Annotated in this window: 23 protein-coding genes and 1 pseudogene; 10 read left to right on the top strand and 14 right to left on the bottom strand. The window is 41.9% G+C overall.

The genetic code is table 11. From position 1 onward, the window contains the following. Positions 1 to 191: 191 nt before the first annotated feature. A complete protein-coding gene (locus OO184_RS20885; RefSeq protein WP_157975277.1) occupies positions 192 to 329 on the top strand; it encodes a hypothetical protein in 138 nt (45 codons plus the stop codon). 132 nt (positions 330 to 461) lie between these two features. Here OO184_RS20885 and hrpA read toward each other — a convergent pair. Continuing rightward, positions 462 to 4,208: pseudogene (gene hrpA / locus OO184_RS20890) on the bottom strand (ATP-dependent RNA helicase HrpA); the annotation flags it as partial. Between the two features lie 340 nt (positions 4,209 to 4,548). On the opposite strand from hrpA, the gene OO184_RS20895 reads away from it, so the two are divergent. Next, positions 4,549 to 5,151: an FMN-dependent NADH-azoreductase gene (locus OO184_RS20895; protein WP_265380839.1), complete on the top strand. Its 603-nt coding sequence runs from the start codon at positions 4,549 to 4,551 to the stop codon at positions 5,149 to 5,151. A gap of 78 nt (positions 5,152 to 5,229) precedes the next feature. Here OO184_RS20895 and OO184_RS20900 read toward each other — a convergent pair whose 3' ends face one another. From OO184_RS20900 to OO184_RS20910, 3 genes are read right to left on the bottom strand one after another with little or no spacing between them, the layout of a single operon-like run. Continuing rightward, positions 5,230 to 5,556 (bottom strand): YdbL family probable chaperone protein, encoded by a 327-nt coding sequence (locus OO184_RS20900; RefSeq protein WP_265380840.1) that lies wholly within the window; start codon positions 5,554 to 5,556, stop codon positions 5,230 to 5,232. Positions 5,557 to 5,568: 12 nt separating this feature from the next. After that, positions 5,569 to 5,766, bottom strand: coding sequence for a YnbE family lipoprotein (locus OO184_RS20905; protein ID WP_265380841.1), 198 nt, complete (start codon positions 5,764 to 5,766; stop codon positions 5,569 to 5,571). Then, entirely contained in the window at positions 5,763 to 8,390 is a 2,628-nt protein-coding gene (locus OO184_RS20910; RefSeq protein ID WP_265380842.1) for a YdbH family protein, read from the bottom strand. Before OO184_RS20910 ends, OO184_RS20905 begins: the two co-directional genes overlap by 4 nt. A gap of 241 nt (positions 8,391 to 8,631) precedes the next feature. Between OO184_RS20910 and OO184_RS20915 the strand changes: the two genes are divergently transcribed. From OO184_RS20915 to OO184_RS20925, 3 genes are all read left to right on the top strand, one after another. Then, complete coding sequence (locus OO184_RS20915; RefSeq protein ID WP_265380843.1) at positions 8,632 to 9,636, top strand: 2-hydroxyacid dehydrogenase; 1,005 nt, start codon at positions 8,632 to 8,634, stop codon at positions 9,634 to 9,636. A 21-nt stretch (positions 9,637 to 9,657) separates the two neighbouring features. Further along, a complete protein-coding gene (gene hslJ, locus OO184_RS20920; protein WP_265380844.1) occupies positions 9,658 to 10,074 on the top strand; it encodes a heat shock protein HslJ in 417 nt (138 codons plus the stop codon). A 326-nt stretch (positions 10,075 to 10,400) separates the two neighbouring features. Beyond that, a complete protein-coding gene (locus OO184_RS20925) occupies positions 10,401 to 11,021 on the top strand; it encodes a hypothetical protein (protein WP_265380845.1) in 621 nt (206 codons plus the stop codon). Between the two features lie 68 nt (positions 11,022 to 11,089). On the opposite strand, the gene OO184_RS20930 is transcribed toward OO184_RS20925, so the two are convergent. The 4 genes from OO184_RS20930 to OO184_RS20945 form a co-directional block, all read right to left on the bottom strand. After that, positions 11,090 to 11,731, bottom strand: coding sequence for a hypothetical protein (locus OO184_RS20930; protein ID WP_265380846.1), 642 nt, complete (start codon positions 11,729 to 11,731; stop codon positions 11,090 to 11,092). A gap of 312 nt (positions 11,732 to 12,043) precedes the next feature. Next, positions 12,044 to 12,475: a cysteine cluster protein YcgN gene (ycgN, locus tag OO184_RS20935; protein WP_132344782.1), complete on the bottom strand. Its 432-nt coding sequence runs from the start codon at positions 12,473 to 12,475 to the stop codon at positions 12,044 to 12,046. 24 nt (positions 12,476 to 12,499) lie between these two features. Next, positions 12,500 to 13,156, bottom strand: a complete 657-nt coding sequence (locus tag OO184_RS20940) for a fumarylacetoacetate hydrolase family protein (RefSeq protein WP_265380847.1) — start codon at positions 13,154 to 13,156, stop codon at positions 12,500 to 12,502. 106 nt (positions 13,157 to 13,262) lie between these two features. Next, positions 13,263 to 13,535 (bottom strand): YcgL domain-containing protein, encoded by a 273-nt coding sequence (locus OO184_RS20945; RefSeq protein WP_265380848.1) that lies wholly within the window; start codon positions 13,533 to 13,535, stop codon positions 13,263 to 13,265. A 140-nt stretch (positions 13,536 to 13,675) separates the two neighbouring features. Between OO184_RS20945 and minC the strand changes: the two genes are divergently transcribed. The 3 genes from minC to minE are packed head-to-tail and all read left to right on the top strand — an operon-like array spanning position 13,676 to position 15,468. Beyond that, positions 13,676 to 14,359 (top strand): septum site-determining protein MinC, encoded by a 684-nt coding sequence (gene minC / locus OO184_RS20950; RefSeq protein ID WP_265380849.1) that lies wholly within the window; start codon positions 13,676 to 13,678, stop codon positions 14,357 to 14,359. Between the two features lie 23 nt (positions 14,360 to 14,382). Next, on the top strand, positions 14,383 to 15,195 hold the full coding sequence (gene minD, locus OO184_RS20955; protein WP_265380850.1) for a septum site-determining protein MinD: 813 nt from the start codon (positions 14,383 to 14,385) through the stop codon (positions 15,193 to 15,195). Positions 15,196 to 15,198: 3 nt separating this feature from the next. Next, a complete protein-coding gene (gene minE, locus OO184_RS20960; protein ID WP_036775580.1) occupies positions 15,199 to 15,468 on the top strand; it encodes a cell division topological specificity factor MinE in 270 nt (89 codons plus the stop codon). Between the two features lie 145 nt (positions 15,469 to 15,613). Here minE and rnd read toward each other — a convergent pair whose 3' ends face one another. Both rnd and fadD read right to left on the bottom strand, forming a co-directional pair. Continuing rightward, positions 15,614 to 16,741, bottom strand: coding sequence for a ribonuclease D (rnd, locus tag OO184_RS20965; protein WP_265380851.1), 1,128 nt, complete (start codon positions 16,739 to 16,741; stop codon positions 15,614 to 15,616). Positions 16,742 to 16,832: 91 nt separating this feature from the next. Next, complete coding sequence (fadD, locus tag OO184_RS20970) at positions 16,833 to 18,521, bottom strand: long-chain-fatty-acid--CoA ligase FadD (protein WP_265380852.1); 1,689 nt, start codon at positions 18,519 to 18,521, stop codon at positions 16,833 to 16,835. Between the two features lie 353 nt (positions 18,522 to 18,874). On the opposite strand from fadD, the gene OO184_RS20975 reads away from it, so the two are divergent. Next, complete coding sequence (locus OO184_RS20975; protein WP_265380853.1) at positions 18,875 to 19,408, top strand: GNAT family N-acetyltransferase; 534 nt, start codon at positions 18,875 to 18,877, stop codon at positions 19,406 to 19,408. Between the two features lie 99 nt (positions 19,409 to 19,507). On the opposite strand, the gene OO184_RS20980 is transcribed toward OO184_RS20975, so the two are convergent. The 4 genes from OO184_RS20980 to yoaA all read right to left on the bottom strand — a co-directional run bounded on the left by OO184_RS20980 (position 19,508) and on the right by yoaA (position 23,067). Continuing rightward, on the bottom strand, positions 19,508 to 20,089 hold the full coding sequence (locus OO184_RS20980; RefSeq protein WP_088373056.1) for a Slp family lipoprotein: 582 nt from the start codon (positions 20,087 to 20,089) through the stop codon (positions 19,508 to 19,510). Positions 20,090 to 20,184: 95 nt separating this feature from the next. Next, positions 20,185 to 20,880 (bottom strand): tRNA (adenosine(37)-N6)-threonylcarbamoyltransferase complex dimerization subunit type 1 TsaB, encoded by a 696-nt coding sequence (gene tsaB / locus OO184_RS20985; RefSeq protein WP_265380854.1) that lies wholly within the window; start codon positions 20,878 to 20,880, stop codon positions 20,185 to 20,187. A 57-nt stretch (positions 20,881 to 20,937) separates the two neighbouring features. Continuing rightward, on the bottom strand, positions 20,938 to 21,126 hold the full coding sequence (locus OO184_RS20990) for a helix-turn-helix domain-containing protein (protein ID WP_265380855.1): 189 nt from the start codon (positions 21,124 to 21,126) through the stop codon (positions 20,938 to 20,940). Between the two features lie 9 nt (positions 21,127 to 21,135). After that, positions 21,136 to 23,067: a DNA repair helicase YoaA gene (gene yoaA / locus OO184_RS20995; protein WP_265380856.1), complete on the bottom strand. Its 1,932-nt coding sequence runs from the start codon at positions 23,065 to 23,067 to the stop codon at positions 21,136 to 21,138. Positions 23,068 to 23,167: 100 nt separating this feature from the next. On the opposite strand from yoaA, the gene OO184_RS21000 reads away from it, so the two are divergent. Further along, positions 23,168 to 23,512 (top strand): RidA family protein, encoded by a 345-nt coding sequence (locus OO184_RS21000; RefSeq protein ID WP_265380857.1) that lies wholly within the window; start codon positions 23,168 to 23,170, stop codon positions 23,510 to 23,512. Positions 23,513 to 23,612: the final 100 nt, after the last annotated feature.

Consider the following 23,612-nt stretch of genomic DNA (forward strand, 5'->3'; position numbering starts at 1 on the left):
CTACTTATCCCTATAATCGATAATATTAACAGGCTTGTATAATACAGGAAATCAGGGTATTGGAATTCCCAAATATCATTCTTGAAATGATATTTTTCGAAGGGTATCTTTACAATGACCAGAATAAAGATGATTCCCTTCTGGATTATATTGAAGAATCCAGAGTATGAAGATTCAATGAGGAGGCGATTATGTTGTTAAAACGTGCTACAGCAACCAAGAAGAAGGCAACTCAGGCTGATTACGAGCGTAACCGCAAAAATAAAACCGCGATGGTTAATGCTTTCGTTGAAGCTAACAAAACCAAACATACGGAAAGTACCTGCTAACCAGTCCATTCATTTCAGTCTCAGTAGAAAGCCACCTTTAGATTAGAATAGGTGGCTTTGCTAACCCATAAAAAAACGACACCACAAATGTAAAATTTGCGGTGCAGTTTAGAATATGGCTTTCCTCTTTAATCAAAAAGCAATCTGCTCCATCGTTTGTAAAATTCTCTTATCAGAGACCGGATATGGCGTACCCAATTGCTGAGCAAACAAGCTGATCCGCAGTTCTTCAATCATCCAACGAATCTCTTGCACCTCAGGCAACTGTTTTTGTTGCAGTGATAATTTCGCCAGCCATTGTTGCCACTGTTGCTGAACATTTTCAACTCGCCCCATTTGCGCTCTATCTCTGTGCGGATCAATCGCTAATTTTTCAAGACGGCGCTCAATGCCTTGCAGATAACGCAGGACATCCGGCAAACGTTTCCAACCATTAGCGGTGACAAATCCTTTGAAAACCAAACCAGAAAGCTGCTCTTTGATATCCGATAACGCCAGAGCCAGAGAAATATCAATTTTCCCTTTAAGACGTTTATTAATCGCAAAAATCGTAGTGAGTATTTGCTCTACCTGCTTAGCCACTTCCACGACAGTATCGTTCAACTCAGCCCGCACTTTGTCCTGTAACTGAATAAAACCCTGCTCATTCCAAGCTGGCCCGCCATTCACTGCCATCAATTTATCCACGCCGCAAGAAATACAATCGTCAATCAAATCCAATACCTTGCCATAAGGATTAAAATAAAGTCCCAATTTGGATTTATTCGGCAATTTCTCATGTAAATATTTAATTGGTGAGGGAATATTGAGCAACAACAGCCGACGAGTGCCTTCCCACATGGCAATTTGTTGCTCCAACTCAGTTTCAAACAATTTGATACCGATACTCTCTTTTTCATCCACCAGCGCAGGAAATGCTTTGACAGAGTAGCCACCACGTTTTTGCTCATATCGTCCCGGTAATTCACCGAAACTCCAAATATGCAGCCCACTCTGTTCAATCCCATCATCGGCAACAGCGGAAAGTGTCTCCTGAACTTTCTCTTTCAAATGTAATTTCAGTGCAGATAAATCTTTACCCTCAGCGATAGTCCGATTCTTCTCTCCTACCACTCGAAATGTCATTTTGAGATGCTCTGGTACTTGCTCTAACTGCCAATCATCACGTGACACCGTAACACCAGTCATCCGCCGTAACTCTTTCTCAAAGCTATCTAACAAGGTCGATTGTGGTTGAGGTACCCGCTCCATAAATGCCTGAGCATAGTTTGGCGCCGGGACAAAATTACGACGAACCGGCTTTGGCAATGATTTAATCAGCGCAACAACTAAATCATAACGAATACCTGGGATCTGCCAATCAAATCCTTCATCCTTAACCTGATTCAACACCGGCAGCGGAATATGAACTGTCACGCCATCAGCTTGCGTGCCCGGCTCAAACTGGTAGCTAAGCCGTAATTTCAGTGTCCCCTGATACCAATAATTAGGGTAATCCAACGCGCTGATTTTATCGGCATCACCTTTGATCAACATATTTTTTTCAAAGTTGAGCAAATCCGGTTGCCCTTTGTTTATTTTCATCCACCAGCGATCAAAATGGCGAGCAGAAATCACATTCTGAGGTATCCGTTGATCATAGAAACTAAACAAGGTTTCATCATCCACCAAAATGTCACGACGACGGGATTTATGTTCTAACTCCTCAATTTCCTCACGTAATTTCAGATTCGCTCGGAAAAATGCATGTCGAGTTTGCCAATCACCTTCCACCAGCGCATGGCGGATAAACAATTCGCGACAAAGCATTGGATCAATTTTGCTGTAATTAACCTGACGACTAGCCACAATCGGCAAACCATATAAAGTGACTTTTTCCTTCGCCATTACCGCACCCTGAGATTTTTGCCAGTGCGGCTCGCTATAATGATATTTCACCAGATGCCCGGCTAACGGTTCAACCCATTCAGGTTCTATCCGCGCAGCAATCCGCCCCCACAAGCGACTCGTTTCAACCAATTCCGCCGCCATTGACCATTTAGGCGGCTTCTTGAATAAGCCAGAACCCGGAAAAATAGCAAAACGCGCATTACGCGCACCGGTATATTCCTGTTTATCTGTATCTTTTTGGCCAATATGGGATAACAGCCCAGAAAGTAACGCAGTATGAATACTACGGTAATCTGCATCCTGACTATTTACCGACAGACCAATTTCTTTCACAACCTGTCGTAACTGAGTGTATATATCCTGCCACTCTCTGACTCTCAGGTAATTAAGATAATCTTGATGGCAAAGCTTGCGAAATTGTGAAGAAGAGAGTGCCTTTTGCTGCTCTTTTAAAAAATCCCATAATTTCAGAAATGCAATAAAATCGGAGTCTTTATCAGCAAATCGACGATGCTTCTCATCAGAAGCCTGCTGTTTCTCCAGTGGTCTCTCTCTTGGGTCCTGAATAGACAGCGCAGAAGTGATGACCATCACTTCACGCACACAACCATGATGACGAGCTTCCAATACCATACGCGCCAACCGAGGATCAACCGGGAGTTGTGCAAGTTGTCGCCCAATTGATGTAAGACGGTAATTACCCTTAGCCATTGCGTTCTGATCAATAGTGTTCTGGTCAATAGCCCCAAGCTCTTCCAGAAGCCGAACACCATCCTGAATATTACGTTTATCAGGCGGTTGCACAAATGGAAATGCGCTAACATCCCCAAGACCAATTGCCGTCATTTGTAGAATAACCGATGCCAGGTTAGTACGCAGGATTTCTGGATCAGTAAACTCCGGCCGAGATAGGAAATCATCTTCTGAATATAGTCGGATACAGATTCCATCAGACACACGTCCGCAACGCCCTTTCCGCTGATTAGCCGACGCCTGTGATATTGGCTCAATCGGCAACCTCTGTACTTTTGTTCGGTAACTGTAACGACTGATACGAGCATATCCGGTATCAATCACATATTTAATTCCCGGTACCGTCAACGAGGTTTCTGCCACGTTAGTTGCCAGTACAATTCTCCGTCCCGTATGTGACTGGAAAATTCGGTTCTGATCACTGTTCGAAAGACGCGCAAATAGCGGCAGTACTTCGGTATGACGCAGATTCAGTTTATTCAGCGCATCGGCTGTATCGCGAATCTCCCGCTCACCACTCATAAAGATCAGAATATCCCCAGGCCCTTCCCGGTTAAGTTCATCAATAGCATCAATAATTGCCTCAAGCTGATCTCGCTCTCCGTCATTATCTTCACCCATGACCGGACGATACCGCACTTCTACCGGATAGGTACGGCCAGAAACTTCAATAATTGGCGCATGATTAAAATGGCGGGAAAAACGCTCAGGATCGATAGTCGCCGAGGTAATAATCACTTTCAAATCAGGACGTTTTGGCAGCAACTGACGCAAATAACCCAGAATAAAATCAATATTCAGACTACGCTCATGCGCCTCATCAATAATGAGCGTGTCATACTGTTTAAGCAGCCTGTCATTTTGCAGTTCCGCCAGCAAAATACCATCGGTCATCAGCTTAACCAACGTATTGTCGCCCACATGATCACTAAAACGGACTTTATAACCGACAGCAGAACCCACTGAGGTTTCCAATTCTTCCGCCAGACGATTGGCAACCGCGCGCGCAGCCAATCGACGGGGTTGAGTATGACCTATCAGGCCTTTTATTCCCCGACCTAATTCAAGACAAATTTTCGGGATCTGTGTTGTTTTACCCGAACCGGTTTCACCGGCAATAATGACAACCTGATGGTCACGAATAGCTTTATAGATATCATCTTTCTTCTGGCTGACGGGCAAGTTTTCTGGATATTTGATCGTTGGACAAGCAGCCTGACGGTTAATGATTTTCTGAGACTCTTTCACTTATATTGATCCTTGTAACTTCTTAACTTTACTGATTAGCCAGCTTTTGTTGATGACATAGTTCTTATTGATGACATAGTTCTTATCGATGACATAGTTCTTATTGGCAACATGTTTTTATGAACAACATATAGTAGCACATCCCATTTATGGGCAATAATTTCGGCGGACATTCTCCCACCACGCTATATCAACATAGGTAAAAGTTTTTCAATAAATTTGAATACTGAGCTCTAAATATTGCTCTATTACCAGAAGATAATAACTCATAGAATGACTATATCGTGATTAACAAGTGAATTACCAAAAGTTAATTTAAGGAATAAAAATGAGTAAAGTTCTGGTTCTTAAATCCAGCATTATGGCGCAGCACTCACATACTAACCAAATGGCAGATTTCTTCATTGAAAAATGGCAAACCAATCATGCTGATGACCGCATTAAGATACGTGATTTGGCCGCGCAACCCATTCCTGTTCTGGATAATGAACTGGTTCATGCATTACGCCCAAGTGGCAATGAAATGACTGTTCGCCAAAAAGAGGCGTTAGCACTATCTGACGAACTGATTACGGAATTGCAGGATAATGACGTTATTGTTATAACCGCGCCTATGTACAACTTCCACATTCCAACCCAATTGAAAAACTATTTTGACCTGATAGCCCGTGCTGGCGTGACTTTCCGTTACACCGAAAATGGCCCTGAAGGTCTGCTAAAAGACAAACGGATAATCATTCTGACCAGCCGGGGCGGCATCCATAAAGACGGCCCTAGTGATCTGTTGGTGCCTTATCTGCGCCTGTTCCTCAGTTTCATTGGCCTCACTGATGTAGAGTTTGTATTTGCCGAAGGTGTAGGGTTAAGCCCTGATGCCGCCAATCAAGCGCAACAAACTGCTCGTGAAATTTTAGAAGCAATCGCTTCCTAATCGCCACGTTTTTGTTCATAATTCATACATTACCTATATTTTTATATTGCTGTTTTTTGCGCGTCATCCGACGCGCTTTTATTTCTTTAACCATTTACCATTAATACCAAGCACATACTCACCAGATTCAGCTCTGCTCACCAGTTTTTCACCAGTCAGTTTAGCCACTTGCTTTGTAGAAATATTATTGCTAGCCGCAATTTCTGCGTATTTTTTCTCACGAGCCTGGTTAATCTCTGTCACCAAAGCCTGTGCCTGACTATCTGCTTTCACTATAGCCAGATAACCACTGAAAGTTTCACCAACTAACCCTTTCTGCTTTGCCTCATTCAGGGTCATTCCTCCAACGAAAGCACTGAACAATGCGCTAGCCAATAACAATATTCCCATACCTATCTTCTTCATAATGCCAACCCCTTAGAATAAGCCCGCGTTATTCTTGAGCATCTCTTCAACTTGTCTGTCTATTTTTATCTGAATTTCATGCTCAATTTTGACATTCATATTAATATTAATGGGCTTTTCAGGTGTTGCCACTTCAAGGCGTATACAACCTGACAGTATTAAGGACCCTATTGATAGTAAGAACAGCTTCGTTCTGGTTTGTTTTGTCATTTATCACTCCCATTTAATACAGATACATTCTGCTGTAACCAATCTTCAAGATTGTTGCCAAACCGTAAGCTACGCCATAAGTGAAAGATATTCTCTTCATGACGGTAATTCAGCTTGACTTGCCGTTTTTTATCTCTTAATGAATTAACACCTTGAATTTCAGCATTAAGTGCCAAAACCCCTAAATTATCAAGATTGACTTGCGCCCGTAATCGACTGATTTCTAAGTAGCGTAACCAATCCATAGCAGCACCGGCGGAAATATTATCTTTGTTAATGGAATCTATCGTGTCTTTATCCAGACGTAAGGTCATATGGTTAATATTGGTAATCCGACCTTGCTGAACTATCCAGCGTTCATTGTTAATAAACAACGGCAATTTTCCGCTGATTTTGCCGGACATCGCAAATTGTTTAACTTTCAACACAGTAAAAAGGCGGCTTAACTCCAATTTATCAAGCGTCAAAATAGCAGGCTGATGTTGAGGAAATCTCAATTTATCTAAGTTAATACTCCCATCCAATATACCTACATTCACATTAGTCAATTCCAGCGGTTTTTGTTCCGATGGCGGGTAAAATCCCTGTAAATCCGCTGTCAAGTCATGCATTTCAAACAGATTATTAATTGTTTTCACTCGTAGCTGAACCGGCGATTTAACACCAAATTGCCAGGTACTATCTCTCAGCCGCCACGGTAAGACAAAATTAAGGCCACGGATTTCACCATCCTTAAGCCACATGCTGCCATTTTTTACCATCCAGTGACCACCCGCAACAAAACCTTGCCCTCTTGTGGCAGAAAAGGCAGCCTGTGCATAAAGATCGCCTGCACGCAAGTTTATCCCTAAATCTTTAGGTATCAACGGCTGAAATGCGAGTAAAGATTGCGTAGGCCAATGCGCCTCACCACGCAATCTTGCTCCATCCCAACGACTGTAAAAAGGAATCGGGCCAATATTTCTTGATGAAAGCTCACCGTTAACAATAAAGTTGTTCGGGCTTTCCCCAGTCAATTTTGCTGTCAGCTCAGTGGGAGGCAAAAAGCCACCAGATCGAAACGATGTTTTTTTCGCTATCAGTCGTAACTCACCATTAAAGGTGGGAAATTTCTCCGAACGTTGCCATGCCAATGGTTTGGTTAATTGTAGACGCGGCGTATCCACCCGGATCATACCGTGTTTAATAACATTAAAGCCAGTGGTCATTTCGTTGACGCTAATCAATGTGTCACGCCAGCCTCCTTTTCCAGCGATATCCCATTTAGCTTGTAGTGGCGGTAAATAGCCATCCCCCCAATAATTCCAGCACCAATAGCCTCTATCAGGCATAAAATCCTCAGCATGACCATCAAGATGCAAACGGAATTTTCCCCAGTCACGATGTTGTGCATTCACGATCGCTTGTAACCGACCAGTAAAACCTTCACGCGTCAGATAAGTTCCCGCTAACGGTGATCGAGCATCTTTAACAATAAATTCATCAGACAAACGCCCCCAAGCCCGAAATAATGAGCCTGACTGGAAAGTCATTTTCGGATTAGCCAGCGGACCATTAATTATCACAGGCAATGACATGGTCATAATCATATCCTGCACATTAATCTGACCGGTTAATTGAAAAGGAAGTTGCGTATTTAATGAGCTTATCCGGCCAGGTTTTATCGTTAACACAATATTTGCTTTACCACGCTTGCCCTGCGTGACCAAATTTATACGGCCGCTCATTAACAGGTTATCCAATCCTTGTTGCCAATGAGCAATCTTAATATTCACTCCACCAGAAAGAGACTGTCCCGCACCAGTCCACTGCCATTTACCATCAGTGATATCAAGCTGTTGTTGATTAAACTGCCAAGGTAATTCAGCCACAGGCGCTGTCACCCCCTCTTCTCTGATAATAAGGTTACCGGATTTCCCTTGCCAACCTAACTTGATATTTAGCGGGTGCATATATTGCCTGGCAATAATTCTACCGTTTACTTCACCATGAGGAGGTAGTTTGTCCACATTAAGTGGTAAAGTCATTTCACCATTAAGGCTAATTTCCTGTTCTGGTAATTTAATTGCCAGTTGGTCAATAATTAGCGATTCTTTACCATAAATATGCGCTGACAATTTAACATTCTGTCCCTGATAAATCAGTTTTTGCCCCTGAGGAGATGAATTGAATTTTAGTTTTCCAGCAAAATCTTGCCAAGGGTGAAAAGAAAGATTATCCACAGACAAACTTCCTTCTGGAATAAGAGCTAAAATACCAGCAACAGACAATGGAGCAAGGCCTTGCGTAGATTCAGGCAACTGATTTAGGCAATTGATATCCCCATTAAGATCCGCAACATTTAATTGCCAATGATAACCGTTATCTATCTCTGAATATGGGTAATTAACAGATAATCGCGATACACGAATGAGCCTGCAACCCTTCACCCGCAATGAAATATCAGCCAGTTGCAAAGCTCCATTTTTCCATTCTGGTTGTTTCAATGAAACCGTCATACCTGGAGGTAGCCAGTGACTGGCGACTTTAGGTAACCAATGAGGAATAGAAAACCATCCCGCCGCTATCAGCAATACCAACAGCATCAGTATAGTAATGAATATTTTTAACCCTTTGGTTATCAAGTTCTTTCTTCTCCTTATTAAGCCTTAGATCGGTTACTTCTATTGTTATTCCATAATTTAGCAGACAAACCTTAAACTAAGACATTGATTATTAAGAAAATTATGTGGAACATATAGGGGAACAACAAGCAATACACTTATAGAGTTAATTAATTTATTGGTTTATTTAACCCTTTACGTCAGCAATAATTTAAGCCCAAAACAATTTATTAGCTACTTAAATTATAGCGGAGATAATTCCATGAAATTAGTCGTTTACAGTACCAAACAGTATGACCATAAACATCTGGAGCAGGTCAATAAAAAGCTCGGATTTGGTTATGATTTCGAGTTTTTCGATTTCCTTCTCAGTCCAAAAACTGCCAAAAACGCTATTGGCGCAGATGCTGTTTGTATTTTCGTCAACGATAATGCTGATCGTGAAGTGCTTGAAGAATTGGCTGAAATGAATATAAAAATCCTCGCATTACGTTGTGCAGGTTTTAATAATGTCGATCTGGATGCAGCTAAAGAATTGGGTATTCAGGTTGTACGGGTTCCAGCCTATTCTCCTGAAGCTGTTGCTGAACATACCGTCGGATTAATGTTGTGCTTAAACCGCCGTATTCACCGGGCTTATCAACGTACCCGTGACGCCAATTTCTCTCTTGAAGGCTTAATTGGTTTCAATATGCACAACCGTACCGCAGGAATTATCGGAACCGGTAAGATTGGTATTGCAACCCTACGTATTCTTAACGGATTCGGTATGCGCCTGTTAGCTCATGATCCTTACCCCAATCAAGCTGTTTTGGATCTCGGCGTCGAATATGTCGATCTGGATACGCTGTATGCACAATCCGATGTCATATCCCTTCATTGCCCGTTAACACCAGAAAACCATCATCTGCTGAATGAAGTTGCTTTCAGCAAAATGAAAAACGGCGTCATGATCATCAATACCAGCCGAGGAGCTTTGATTGATTCCGTTGCCGCCATTAACGCATTAAAACAACAAAAGATTGGCGCTCTGGGTATGGATGTTTACGAGAATGAACGCGATCTCTTTTTTGAAGATAAATCTAATGACGTAATTCAGGATGATATTTTTCGTCGTTTGTCTTCATGCCATAACGTGCTGTTTACCGGTCATCAGGCATTTCTGACAGAAGAAGCCTTAACCAGTATCAGTGAAATTACGCTGAGGAATATCCAGCAATTATTCAACGGGGAAAATTGCCCGAATATTGTTAATAAGTACCTTTAAAATAATATATAGGAGATAAACATGAAAAAAATACTACCTTTGGCAACAGCAACTTTATTGTTAGCCACATTCCAAGCTTCAGCAACGGAGAACGTGTCAATTGATGATTTACAACATAACAGATTTGTCCTGGTGAGCGTTAATGGCGAAAGCGCGAAAAATCAAGATGGTCGCGTACCAACTATTGAATTCGGTGAAAAAATGCATATTTCTGGTTCCATGTGTAATCTCTTTATGGGCCAAGGAAAACTGAAAAATGGTGTACTGACCGTTAAAAACCTAGCCAGCACTCAGATGCTTTGTGCTGATGAGAAGTTGAATCAATGGGATTACCTGATTGGTAAAGTATTAGCTGATGGCGTTAAAGTGAAGTTGAAAGGTCAAAAACTGACACTATCTCACTCTGATAATACATTGGTTTATAAACTGAAAGATTAAGTTAAGTAATTAAAAAACTCATTTATAAAGTTAGCATTAAACATTTAGCAGAGTGGAATTCCTTGAATGGACTCAGGATTAAACTCTGTTTATCCAAATGTTTTATTTAGGTGCCGGGAAATACTTTCCGGCACCTCTAGATATAATATCCAAGCAATAAGTTTACCACTAACATTAAACTTTTAAATATTATAGGAGAACCAAAAATAACAGAAACAGATATATAATGTAATTTATTTTTAACTTATTCCTTCTAATTTAAATAAAGAATTATACATTTTTACATTTAATAGATAGTTTACTAACTAAATAAAAGGAAATAATTTATGCCTAATATTACACCGATAGATATTCAATTTATCGACTTCATGAACGAAATGCGCCAACACGCAAAACGTATGTTAAATGATTCTAAAATTGAACCATTTATGCCATCGACACCTGAACTCCAGGCATATGCAAATATGCTTGCGGAACAATACGGAAGTATAGATATTACCGAAAATAAGGAAGTTGATGGTATTATTAATCAATTGAAAGATTCTGTAAAATCTGGCGGCAACTCAACAACAAACATTTCCAAGGCAAGTGTAACTGATAGCACACAGAAATATAAGGCAGCAATTACCGCTGATCCAGACAACGCAGACCAAGACTGGATCGATAACATGAATAAATCTCGTCAAAGAACCAAAGATGAGAACAACAGACAAATTGATACAAGTTACGATAAAGCCATTCAATTTGGGTTACAATTTCCTAACGCCAGAGCAGCAATACAAAGTTTTATGGAAAAAACTAATGCATTCTTCTCCAGCTTGTTTGGCAGACTTTCAAATTTTATACTTGATGCAACCAGACAACTCTCTGAATGGATAAGCAGAGCATGGGAATCAATTAAATCTTTCTATGACAAAATTAATGTTTGGATTTCCGGCGCTTTGTAATTAATTAATAATGGTTCGAATTAATTCGAACCATTATATTCACCTTATATATAACCTGGAAAAATTAATTACTTATTAGGCAGTTTGATTCTGGAAATAATCGCCAATCTATCCATATAATATTCCGCATTACCCCATAACCAACTCTGCTCTTTGCTGACATCATCTTCAGCTAAAATATTTCTTAATTCACAGGTCATAACATCATAACCGTAAACATAAAGCCCAAATTGTAACGCCTCATACATTCTGGCTTGCCAAAAAGAGGTGCCTTCTATTATTTGACTTATATTTGAAGCAACAACATCATAGGTTTTAATCAGATAGTGGAAAAAGATTTTAGCGGCCAAATCACTTAATGCCGCTTTATGTTGTGGCTTCCTCGTTCGCCACACAAGTATCTGCGAAGCGGGACGACAGTTAAGCACCAAATCACTTATTACAATCACTTTGTTGTAATAAACCACCTCTTTTGTTTCATCACTAAGTAATGCTAATTCAAAGTAAGGCTCATCTATATCATCCAAATCTAACCTGTTATCAACCCTGATCAACCGGTAACCTGGCGGAAAAATGAGTTCACCCACATCATGCACAATATTAGTACCAGAGGAATTAAGCGCATCATACAGAACACGATTGAACTCTAATTCACTCAATTGGATGAAATCATTGGTAATCTTTTCTATGTTTCCCACATGTATTGGCATACTTTATGCCTCCTATAGTAGACCGCAGGTTCAATTACCTAATGGTAATAGTATAGATGCAATTATATACAATCAACCTTTAGTTTATTCTTGGTGGATATACCATTGGATAGCTTAACTCTGGAGCAAGCTCCCAACTTGGGAAACATAGAAATAATTTATTAAAATATATACCCTATGGATTTCAAGATGCATCGCGACGGCAAAGGATCGAATCCCCGGGACCATAGATAACGATGTGACCGGGGTGAGTGAATGCAGCCAACAAAGAGGCAACTTGAAAGATGACGGGTATAATTAGCTAAATCATTATCAAGGTTTATTAATAATATGATCTTCCCACTCTACAACATCAATTTCCCGTACAGCGATATACCTAACTGAAATTCTTTCGCTATGCATTGCTGATTTGGAACCTTTAATCAGAGGATGCCACGGTAATAATGGCTTCCCTTCTTCAAGCAAACGATATGCGCAAGTCTGTGGCAACCATTCGAAAGTCGGCAAATTATAACGGGTTAACTTGATACAGTCCGGCTCATATCTGAAACGATCTTCGTAATTTTTACATTGGCACGTTTTTATATTGAGCTGATTGCAAGCAACGTTAGTAAAATAAATTTCATCGGTATCATCATCCATCAATTTATGTAAGCAACACTGCCCACAACCATCACATAATGACTCCCATTCTTCATCCGTCATCTGATCTAGGGTTTTTACCTGCCAGAAAGGCTGAGACATAACTTCTACTATTCCTTATATTATTCAAATCACCCTGGTTGTGAGTGAATTATCGTTCAGAGTAACCTTTAACACATCACCGGCAGCCAGTGCTCCAACACCTTCCGGTGTACCAGTGAGAATCACATCTCCCGGCCGCAAAGTGAAAAAGTACGACATATGGCTGATCAGAGGAATGATTGGCGTCAGCATATCACTACTATTACCGCTCTGCCGTAGTTCATCATTGACCGTCAGTGAAAACTGGACATTCTGCGGATCACCAAAATGGCTTATTCGAATAAACCCAGATATTGGGCAAGAACCATCAAATGCCTTGCTTTTTTCCCACGGTTGACCCGCTTTCCTGAATTTAGATTGCAAATCACGTAAGGTGAGATCCAATGCAACCGCAAAACCCGCGATAGCAGCGCCAACTCGCTCTTCATTTGCTTGTTTCAACGGCGTACCAATCAACACAGCCAGTTCAACCTCATGATGAACGGCGCCAAAATCCTTTGGAATTGCAATTGGCTGATGTATATCACACAACGCAGTTTCTGGCTTAATAAAAACGACGGGTTCTTCCGCTGGCTGAGCTCCCATCTCTTTAATATGTTTAGCGTAATTACTACCAACGCAAACCACTTTATTGACAGGAAGATCCAGTAATGCCCCCTGCCAGTCTCTGTGTTGATACATATTCGTTCCTCACTCTGGTTTATTAGGCAACACACCCATAATTATAGCACTTCTTGCCACATCTCATCGGCCGCCACGCCAAGACTAATCGCAAAATAAGGTCTTATTATTTTTCCATCTGGCCCAAATGTGCATTCATTAAGTTTTCAACCGGAGGTGGGATTTGTAGGTAAAAACCCTGCTCAATTAACGATATTTTTACCTTTTCTATATCGGCGCCTGCCAGTTTCTTTCTGTCTGCCAGAGAGATCATCATTGTATATTGAGGCTGACCAAAACTTTTCAGTAACTCTTCGGGAACACGAGAGAAATTATCTCTTTTTTCAACATAAAGATATGTTTGCTCCCTTCTCGGACTTCTGTAAATCGCACAAATCATTATAATAAACTCTTTTAAATTCAGGTCACAACTTGCTTGAATAATTCAGTAATTATAACATGTTTATTGTATTTCAAAATATCGTATCCCAGAGGTTGTTCTGGGGTGATCTCAAATTTGCTGAACCTGAGTCAGGATAGATGTCACAGTCGCCAATTGAGCTAAAAGGCAGTAATTTTACGCTTTCGGTTGTTCATTTATACAGTGACCAACCAGAAATCATTCTACAGGCCCTACAGGAAAAAGTGGAACAAGCACCGGATTTCCTGAAAAATGCGCCTGTTGTTATTAATATCTCCGCTCTGCCGGCAGACGCTGATCTGAAAGCGCTGCATCACGCTATCGATTCAGCAGGATTTCGTATTGTCGGAATCAGTGGTTGCCGTGATGAGCAACAACGCAAAGCGGTAATAAAAGCATCTCTACCACTATTAAGTGAAGGCAAAAAACAAAAAGTTTCGGCAACGGAAAATAAACCGGCAGAACCCGAGATTAAAAAAACCCGCATAATTAATTCACCTGTTCGTTCAGGTCAAAGGATTTATGCCCAAGGCAGTGATCTTATCGTTACCAGTAATGTAAGCGCCGGCGCCGAATTGATTGCAGACGGCAATATTCACATTTACGGTATGATGCGTGGTCGGGCATTAGCCGGTGCATCCGGCGATCAAGAGTGTCTGGTTTTTTGCACCCATTTAAATGCTGAGCTTATCTCTATCGCAGGGCAATATTGGCTCGGCGATAAAATTCCGACTGAATTAGCAGGAAAAGCCGCAAAACTTAGCCTGGTAAATAATGAATTAACTATTGAACCTTTAATCTAGCCCTTTTAATAAGGAATCACTTCATGGCACGCATTATTGTTGTTACATCAGGTAAAGGTGGCGTTGGCAAAACCACTTCAAGCGCGGCCATTGCTACCGGCCTTGCTCAAAGAGGTAAAAAGACCGTCGTTATCGATTTTGATATCGGCCTGCGTAACCTCGATCTGATTATGGGATGTGAACGCCGCGTAGTTTATGACTTCGTGAACGTTATCCAAGGTGATGTCTCGCTTAATCAGGCATTAATTAAAGACAAACGTACCGAGAATCTTTATATCTTGCCTGCATCGCAAACCCGCGATAAAGACGCTCTCACCCCTGAAGGCGTTGAGAAGGTTTTAGTCGATCTGGATAAACAAGGTTTCGAGTTTATTATCTGCGACTCCCCGGCAGGAATTGAAAGTGGTGCGTTAATAGCACTCTATTTTGCTGACGAAGCGATCATCACAACCAATCCTGAGGTCTCTTCCGTTCGTGATTCAGATCGTATACTGGGCATTCTGGCCTCTAAATCTCGACGAGCTGAACGGGGAGAAGATCCCATCAAAGAACATCTGCTATTAACTCGCTATAACCCAGGCCGTGTAAATCGTGGCGATATGCTAAGTATGGAAGACGTTCTGGAAATTTTATGCATTCCTTTAATCGGTGTTATCCCAGAAGATCAATCTGTACTGCGTTCATCTAACCAGGGAGAACCGGTCATTCTGGATACAGAATCCGATGCAGGAAAAGCATATACAGATACTGTTGAACGTTTATTAGGGGAAGAGCGTCCTTTCCGTTTTATTGAAGAAGAGAAAAAGGGCTTCTTAAAACGCCTATTTGGGGGGTAAAACATGGCCTTGTTAGATTTCTTTCTGTCGAGAAAAAAGACGACAGCAAATATCGCTAAAGAGCGGTTGCAAATCATCGTGGCAGAGCGTCGCCGTGGTGATTCTGAGCCTGCTTATCTGCCTGATATGAAACGAGATATCCTGGCGGTAATCTGTAAATATATACAGGTAGATCCCGATATGCTCTCTGTACAATTTGAGCAGAAAGGCGATGATATTTCCGTATTGGAGCTCAATATAACATTACCTGAGACGGAAGAAGCTCAAAAATAACGCAGATAAACAGGGTTGTTTTATCATTACATTACCGCCATCAAAGTAACCAAACCAATTATGCGGCAGTCTGAGATGGGGTAACCCCAACGGGAACCCCTTTCTCGTGCTTTAGTCTGGCATCAGGCTAAAGCTCTGATATGGATTAATCAGGATAGTTCGCCAGAATCTCTGCAACGGGTTCAGCCAACAACTCTCCTCGCCATCCACTAAGCAATTCAGGTCTGCCATTTAATTGTTTCAATTTCCAGTGAACACTGAGTAATTGATTAATCTGACGACGAGATGCCAATAATTCAGAATTAAATCTATGCTGCTCACTTACCTGATGGATCAGCGCCTTAATATCCTTAAACGCTTTACGATAACCAGGTTGATCAATCAAGTTCGTCACTGGCGGCGGGCATTCGCTTTCTGGAATATTTCCACTTTCAGCGACCATTGACAACAGACGACGGCCATGACAACGAATCTCCTGCCCACTTAACCCTAACGCATCCAATTCTGCCAGAGACGTTGGCATATAACGCGCTACCTGCCACAAGTTCTCTTCACGAATGACGAAGTTCACGGCTAAATCACGCTCTCTGGCCTGATTCAAACGCCATGCAGCCAGTTTTTTCAAACACGCAAGCTGTTGAGGACGTAATTGACAGATATTGCCTATCTGTTTATAAGCAGATTCCGGTTCTAATATCTCTTTACGGCGTCGACTAATAAGCTGACACTCACCCGTCGCAGCCTCCATATATCCAGCCTTCGCTGTTGCAGTCATCAGGATATGCGCCAAAGGCAGCAGATAATAAACATCAGCGGCCGCATATTCGCACTGTTTTTCACTTAATGGACGGGCAAGCCAATCCGTTCGGGATTCGCTTTTATCCAGCTCGACATGAATATATTCAGCCACCAGCGCAGCAAAGCCACATGAAAGCGGGTGCCCAATAAAAGCCGCCAGAACCTGAGTATCAATCATCGGTTCCGGCAAGCATTGAAAAGCATTCAGAAAAACTTCCAAATCTTCACTGCCAGCATGTAACAGCTTCAATATTTTAGGATGAGTAATTAACTCACGGAAAGGTTGCCAGTTGGTGATATTAAGCGGATCAATCAGAGAAAGTTGTTCGCCATCATACAGTTGTATCAAACCTAATTGCGGGTAATACGTCCGTGTGCGTACAAATTCAGTATCCAATGCTACTTTTGAGTATTTTTTTGCCCTTTCGCAAACTTGTTGCAACTGAGCATCTGTGGTGATCAACTGATAATTCAAAACATAGTTCTCTTAGCCATTCATGGAATAAGCACGACAACGCCGGCTGATACCGGCGTTGTCGTGCTTATCAATATATATGAAGAGGATCTCAGGCTACAGCTACATTCCTGACCTTTTCCTCTTCATCACGCAGTTCCCTGCGAAGAATTTTACCTACATTAGACTTAGGCAATTCATCCCGGAACTCAATGATCTTCGGTACTTTATACCCTGTTAGATAACGACGGCAATGGGTTCTAAGCTCATCCTCGGTCAAACTAGGATCTATCCGAACCACAAACACTTTGACAGTTTCACCGGAACTTTCGCTTGATACCCCTATTGCTGCTGACTCTAGCACTTTAGGGTGAGCTGATACAACATCTTCAACTTCATTAGGATACACATTGAAACCAGAAACCAAAATCATATCTTTTTTACGATCTACGATATGAATGGAACCCTGCTCATTAACATTCGCAATATCACCCGTGGCTACCCAACCATCTTTCAACACTTCTTCTGTTGCATCAGGGCGATTCCAATAACCAACCATCACCTGTGGGCCACGTATCCACAATTCCCCCTGCTGGCCCATCTCTACCTCATTACCATCATCATCCACAAGTTTGATTTCCGTTGAAGAGACCGGGAAACCAATACTGCCAGTATAATGTTTCGAGTTATGAGGATTACAGGAAACCAAAGGTGAACATTCTGTCAGACCATAACCTTCAAGCAAAGTGGTGCCTGTCACTTCTGCCCATTTCTCAGCCACCGCTTTCTGTACCGGCATACCACCACCAACAACCAGACGCAGCGTAGAAAAATCAAGCTTCTTAAATTCTTCATTATTCAACCAGGCGTTAAACAACGTATTTACCCCGGTGACCGAAGTGAACGGATAACGACCTAATTCTTTAGCTGTACCCGTAATATCACGCGGGTTAGTAATCAGAAGATTGCACCCCCCCAGGTAAATAAGTAACAAGCAATTCACCATTAACGCAAATATGTGATAGAGAGGCAACGCCGTAACAATCAGCTCTTGGCCTGCACGTAATAATGGAGAATAAACCGCTTTTGCCTGTTCAAGATTTGCCAATATATTACGGTGAGTCAGCATAGCACCCTTAGCTACGCCGGTAGTGCCGCCGGTATATTGCAGAAAAGCCAAATCATTGCCGTTAATCTCTGGTTTGACATATTGCATGCGATAGCCCTTCTGTATCGCACAACGGAATGAAATGGCATCAGGCAAATTATACTTCGGCACCAGCCGTTTAATATATTTCACCGCAAAATCAACCAACGTACCTTTAGGACGAGATAGTTGGTCACCCATTCGCGTCAAAATAACATGCTTAACTTTAGTATTAAAAACGATCTTTTCCAATGTATGGGCAAAATTGGAGACGATCACAATAGCGGAAGTGCCGCTATCATTAAGCTGATGCTCAAGCTCACGTGGCGTATACAGCGGGTTTACATTTACGACAATCATACCTGCACGCAGCACGCCAAACAGTGCAACGGGATATTGCAGCAGATTTGGCATCATCAGCGCAACGCGATCTCCTTTACTTAATCCCAAACCATTTTGCAAATATGCTGCAAATGCCCGACTACGCTCTTCCAATTTACGGAAGGTCATAATCTCACCCATATTGATAAATGCAGGTTGATCTGCATAGTGCGCTACGGCATTTTCAAACATCTCAACCAATGATGCATAACGATCCGGGTCAATTTCCGCAGGAACATCCGCCGGATAGTGTTTTAGCCAGACTTTCTCCAAGGTAGTACTCCTGAAATTTTAATTGCTATGTTATCACTCGCCTAATAAATAACGCACGCCTTGATTTAACAAATTATTAACTCAGCGTACCAGTTTAAAAAAGAAACATTGTTCAGGTTGAGATACACATCACTAATTTCATGTTAATCCTTATACATAAAAACAAAGAGAATGGTGTCGTCTGTGAATTATTTTTAATTATCAGTATATTATTGCTATAGTTAATATTTAACTTAGTAGCTATTGGTTATACATTGACCTACTTATTTTTTGCTTAAGATAGCATTTTTGAAATAGCATTTATTGCTTTCCTCTATTCCAATACGCTATTAGAAATACAACGGTAATAAAAAATGATTATAAATGACATAACGGTCAGAAAGGCAACCTATGAAGATAAGGCAACCATCAGCGATATAGAACGCCAAGCAGCTTCTCTTTTTCCAGAAAAACTCTTACCAAAAACACTCGGTGACCAAACTCTACCCACGTATGAAATTGAATTAGGTATTCAGAAACAGCAACTTTGGGTCGCTGAAAGTGATCAAAAGCTGGTTGGATTTGCGCTAATCCGCCGTTTAAATCAATTGATGCTGCTAGCTGAGATTGATGTGTTGCCAAAATATCATGGCCAAGGTATTGCAAGCACCCTGCTTAGCTTAATCATTGAGCAATTAGAGCAGAGCAAAGAAACCGCACTTTACCTCACAACTTTTCGTGATTTTATGCCAAGCCGTAAATTATATGACAAATTCGGTTTTGTCATACTGCAATCGGATGATATTCCTGATGAACTACGAAAAATTCTGGCAGAAGAGATGGCTGCCGGTTTAGGGGCGAGAATTGCAATGAAATTAGCGATCAATCCAAAGATAGATAGGAAATAACAAATAGATTACCGCCACATCTATTATTGTGGCGGCTCAAACTGGGAATAAAGTTACAATGTCACAAAGTATACACCAACAACCCCGATTGAAATAACTCTACTTGGTCAAAATAGTCTCAACAGGCGCGGGGTCGGGATAGTACCCATTCCATCCCCAACCTGAATAATATGGATAGCCATAATAATTCCAAGACCCCGGGCCATAAGGCATCAATACCCGCTGAACAGCTTTCCAACGTTGATAGCCTATTACATCAATCACAACATAATTGTAATCCGCGCGACCAATTTTACCCTTTTTTAACCCCATTATCGGACCAACAACAGTAACGTAATTTCCTTTAAAATCGTCAGGTTCAAGGAAATTATTAACATAAGCATAAATACGACCAAGGGAAGGCTCATGTAGTTCTGGACTGGCATCCGATGCTAATGGCAATGACGATATTTCTAGACGAGTACGGTGATTTTCATTCACTACACCAAGTACCTTGCCGCCAAATCGCCCTTCCTGACCGATAAACAGCTCAGGCGTACTCTTAACAGAAAGCAGATCTTGAACAGGTGTTGGCGACGTTCCTTTTACTGAATCAGGAACGGTGATACAGCCTGTAAGCATTACAGCACCTAACAAGATTAGCGCTTTAATACTCGTCCGGTAGTTTATTACTCTTAACATAACCACCTTCTCCTGAAAATTGTCCCAATCATGATGTTTAAAATAACTCTGTCTATTTGATACTTTCTTTTACTACAAGTTTCATCAATCGATACTTAACGGCCTGATAATTTTTTCCAAGTCACTTCATTACGCAAGTATACCGGTTCAGCATGTTCTACGGCCGTCACCTCACCGTTTCGCCACATCTGTATCGCCATAGGTAGCATATCTTCAGCATGAGGTAATGTGATACTACTATCAGTTAGCGTTAAATGACTTGTCATCAACTGAGGATAAGCCTGCCAGCCAGTACCCGCAACTACCCAATCGCCACTCAATGAAGCCATGAATGCCTGTACCTGTTCCGGTTTCAACACAGCTTCTGTTTCACTGCCTTGCCATTCACCTTGCTGATTGCGGATATATTTCCCCCAGTAAACTTCTCCCATTCGGGCATCAATAGCGGTTAATACCTGAGTTGCGCCTAGCAGACGAAAAACACCTTGAGCCATTGCATTGAGCGTTGACACACCAATCACCGGCAGTTCAGCCCCCAGAGCCAAGCCCTGAGCAATACCAACACCAATACGTACACCGGTAAAACTACCCGGCCCACGGCCAAAAGCTAAAGCATCAAGCTGCTGTAAGCTCACCTCAGCTTCTGCCAGAACAGATTGAACCATAGGTAAAATACGTTGCGTGTGTTCACGTGGAGAGATTTCAAACTGCGCCAAAACGGCGCCATCATTCCAAAGAGCAACAGAACAAGCTTCCGTTGCAGTATCAATAGCCAGAATTCGTACAGGCATGCCTTAAGCACCTCGGCAAGAAATATAATCCAAAATAAGGCGCTATTTTATCATAGCCTAGTCGATTTTACTCAGTTGGCAGCCATACTCCATCACTTCCCAGCGTGATCTACTGTTACAAATATCGCGGGCAAAAACAGGCTGTGACAAATGCTCACGAAGAGAATGTATTTCCTCTGGAGATAATGATTCTATGGGAGTCAAACAAGCAGCATCAAACGCATCACTACGATACTTTTTAACCATATTTTACACTTAACCTTTTTTACCAGAAATGTTAGGAGATTGCCGAGCTTGCAGGAAAGCGACTGCTTTCGTTAAATCTCGGGTTCGCGGCGAAGGTGGCAAGCTATTCAAAAACACTTCACCATATGGACGCATCACTAAACGATTATCACAAATGACAACGACGCCATAATCATCAATATCACGAATAAGCCGTCCGACACCCTGTTTCAAGCTAATAACCGCGTCTGGCAACTGAACTTCATTAAATGCATCACCGCCTTTAAGCTGACAATCTTCGATTCGAGCTTTTAACAGCGGATCATCCGGTGCCGTAAAAGGCAATTTATCGATAATGACACAGGAAAGCGCCTCGCCCCGCACATCAACACCTTCCCAAAAACTGCTGGTTGCCACCAATAAAGCGTTGCCAGCAGCAATAAACTGCGAAAGTAGCTGACTTTTGCTGGTTTCACCCTGAACCAAAACCGGTAACGTCATGCTAGCCCGGAACTCTTCTGCCAGACTGCGCATCATCTGGTGTGACGTACATAAAAAGAAACATCGGCCTTTATTGGTTTCAATGAGTGGTTTGAGCATCCTCGCTAACCATTTTGCACTACCAGGCTGATTTGGTGATGGTAAATAACGGGGAACGCAGAGTAACGTCTGACTTTGATAATCAAATGGGCTTGGCAGCAGTAAAGTTTTCGCTTCTTTTAACCCAAGCCGTTCAGTGAAGTGTGAAAGCTGCTCGTTGACGGATAATGTCGCTGAAGTGAACACCCAACAACCTGATTGCTCATTAATTATTTCGCTAAATTTGTCGGCAACAGACAGCGGTGTAAGTGCTAAAAGAAAATGGCGCCCATAACTTTCAAACCAATAGCTATAACCGGGGATAGTCACCTCTTTCAAACGCTTAAGACGGTTACGATAAATTGTTGCCCTTTCAAATGCGGCATCCAACATGACTGAACGCCCTAAAGACAATTTCATCACGTCATAACAAAGCTCAAGCGCATCATCAAGCAATACTAATGCTCTCTGCACTTGCGGATTTTGCAATAACTCCCGCAAATTACCCCGATAACCATTCTCTCCCAACGCTAGCCGGAAATCTTGTGCACTCTGACTCAGACGATCCGCGCTCTTTTGTAGTTGAACTTGATCCCGGACTTCCGTGCGATACGCCATAATAATGTCTCTGGAGAGATCCATCAGTTGGCGACTACTTAATTGCTGCCCAAAATATTGACTAGCGATATCGGGGATTTGATGTGCCTCATCAAATATTTTGACTGCTGCTTGCGGGATCAACTCACCAAATCCAGTTTCTTTCACCACCATATCCGCCATAAACAGATGATGGTTAACAACGATAACATCCGCCTCCATTGCCCGGCGACGAGCTTTGAGAACAAAGCATTCCTGATAACGCGGACAATCACTGCCAAGGCAGTTATCGTTAGTGCTGGTGACTAACGGCCAAACCTGGCTATCTTCCGCCACTTGGTGACAAGTACTGATATCCCCCTCTTCAGTTTGTGAAGACCAACCTCTTAACCGAACAATATCTGACAAAATTTCTGCCTCTAATTGTCCGCCCCCAAAAGAGTGCTGTTCCAACCGTTCCAGGCAAAGATAATTTGCACGGCCTTTCAACAACGCTAATTTACCGGTGAAATTAATTGCTTCAGAGACTGTCGGTAAATCACGATTATAGAGTTGATCCTGTAGTGCCTTAGAACCTGTGGAAATGATAACTTTCTGCCCAGAACGCAACGCGGGTGCTAAATAGGCAAATGTCTTACCTGTTCCTGTACCTGCTTCTACGACCAATTGTTGATGGTTTTTAATCGCACACTCAATAGCCACCGCCATTTCCCTTTGAGCATCACGAGGTTTAAAACCTGTTATTGCTTTAGCAAGGGCACCATTTTTCGCAAAATCGTCTGACACAAATCGTCTCTTTCAATAGAATGGATGGAGATTATGCCAATAGTATGTTCTGATCACCACCCAAAATCAGGCAGATAGTCATTCACAGAAAGGAGTATCCATGACAATTGAACGTATTGATCCACAGGATCGCTGGTCTGAAGCGGTAGTTCACAATAAAACCATTTATTACACCGCCGTACCGGAAAATCTGGATGGTGATATTACTGAGCAAACAGCGAATACACTGGCCGCTATTGATATTATGTTACAGCGTCTCGGTTCTGATAAAAGCAAAATTATTGACGCCACTATTTTTCTGGCTGATGGAAAAGAGTTTGCTGGCATGAATGCCGCCTGGGATGCATGGGTTGTTGCAGGAAGCGCGCCAGTACGCTGCACAGTTGAAGCTAAACTAATGAACCCCAAATACAAAGTCGAGATAAAAGTTATCGCCGGTATTTAATATTACTTTTGGGATATTCTCTATCGCCTACATTATATATTCTAATTATATGAAAGTTATTCAGAATATCCCAATAGGTGTTAATGTAAGTAACTCCGCT

It is taken from the genome of Photorhabdus aballayi (assembly GCF_026153155.1).
GTDB classification, from domain to species: Bacteria; Pseudomonadota; Gammaproteobacteria; order Enterobacterales; family Enterobacteriaceae; genus Photorhabdus; species Photorhabdus luminescens.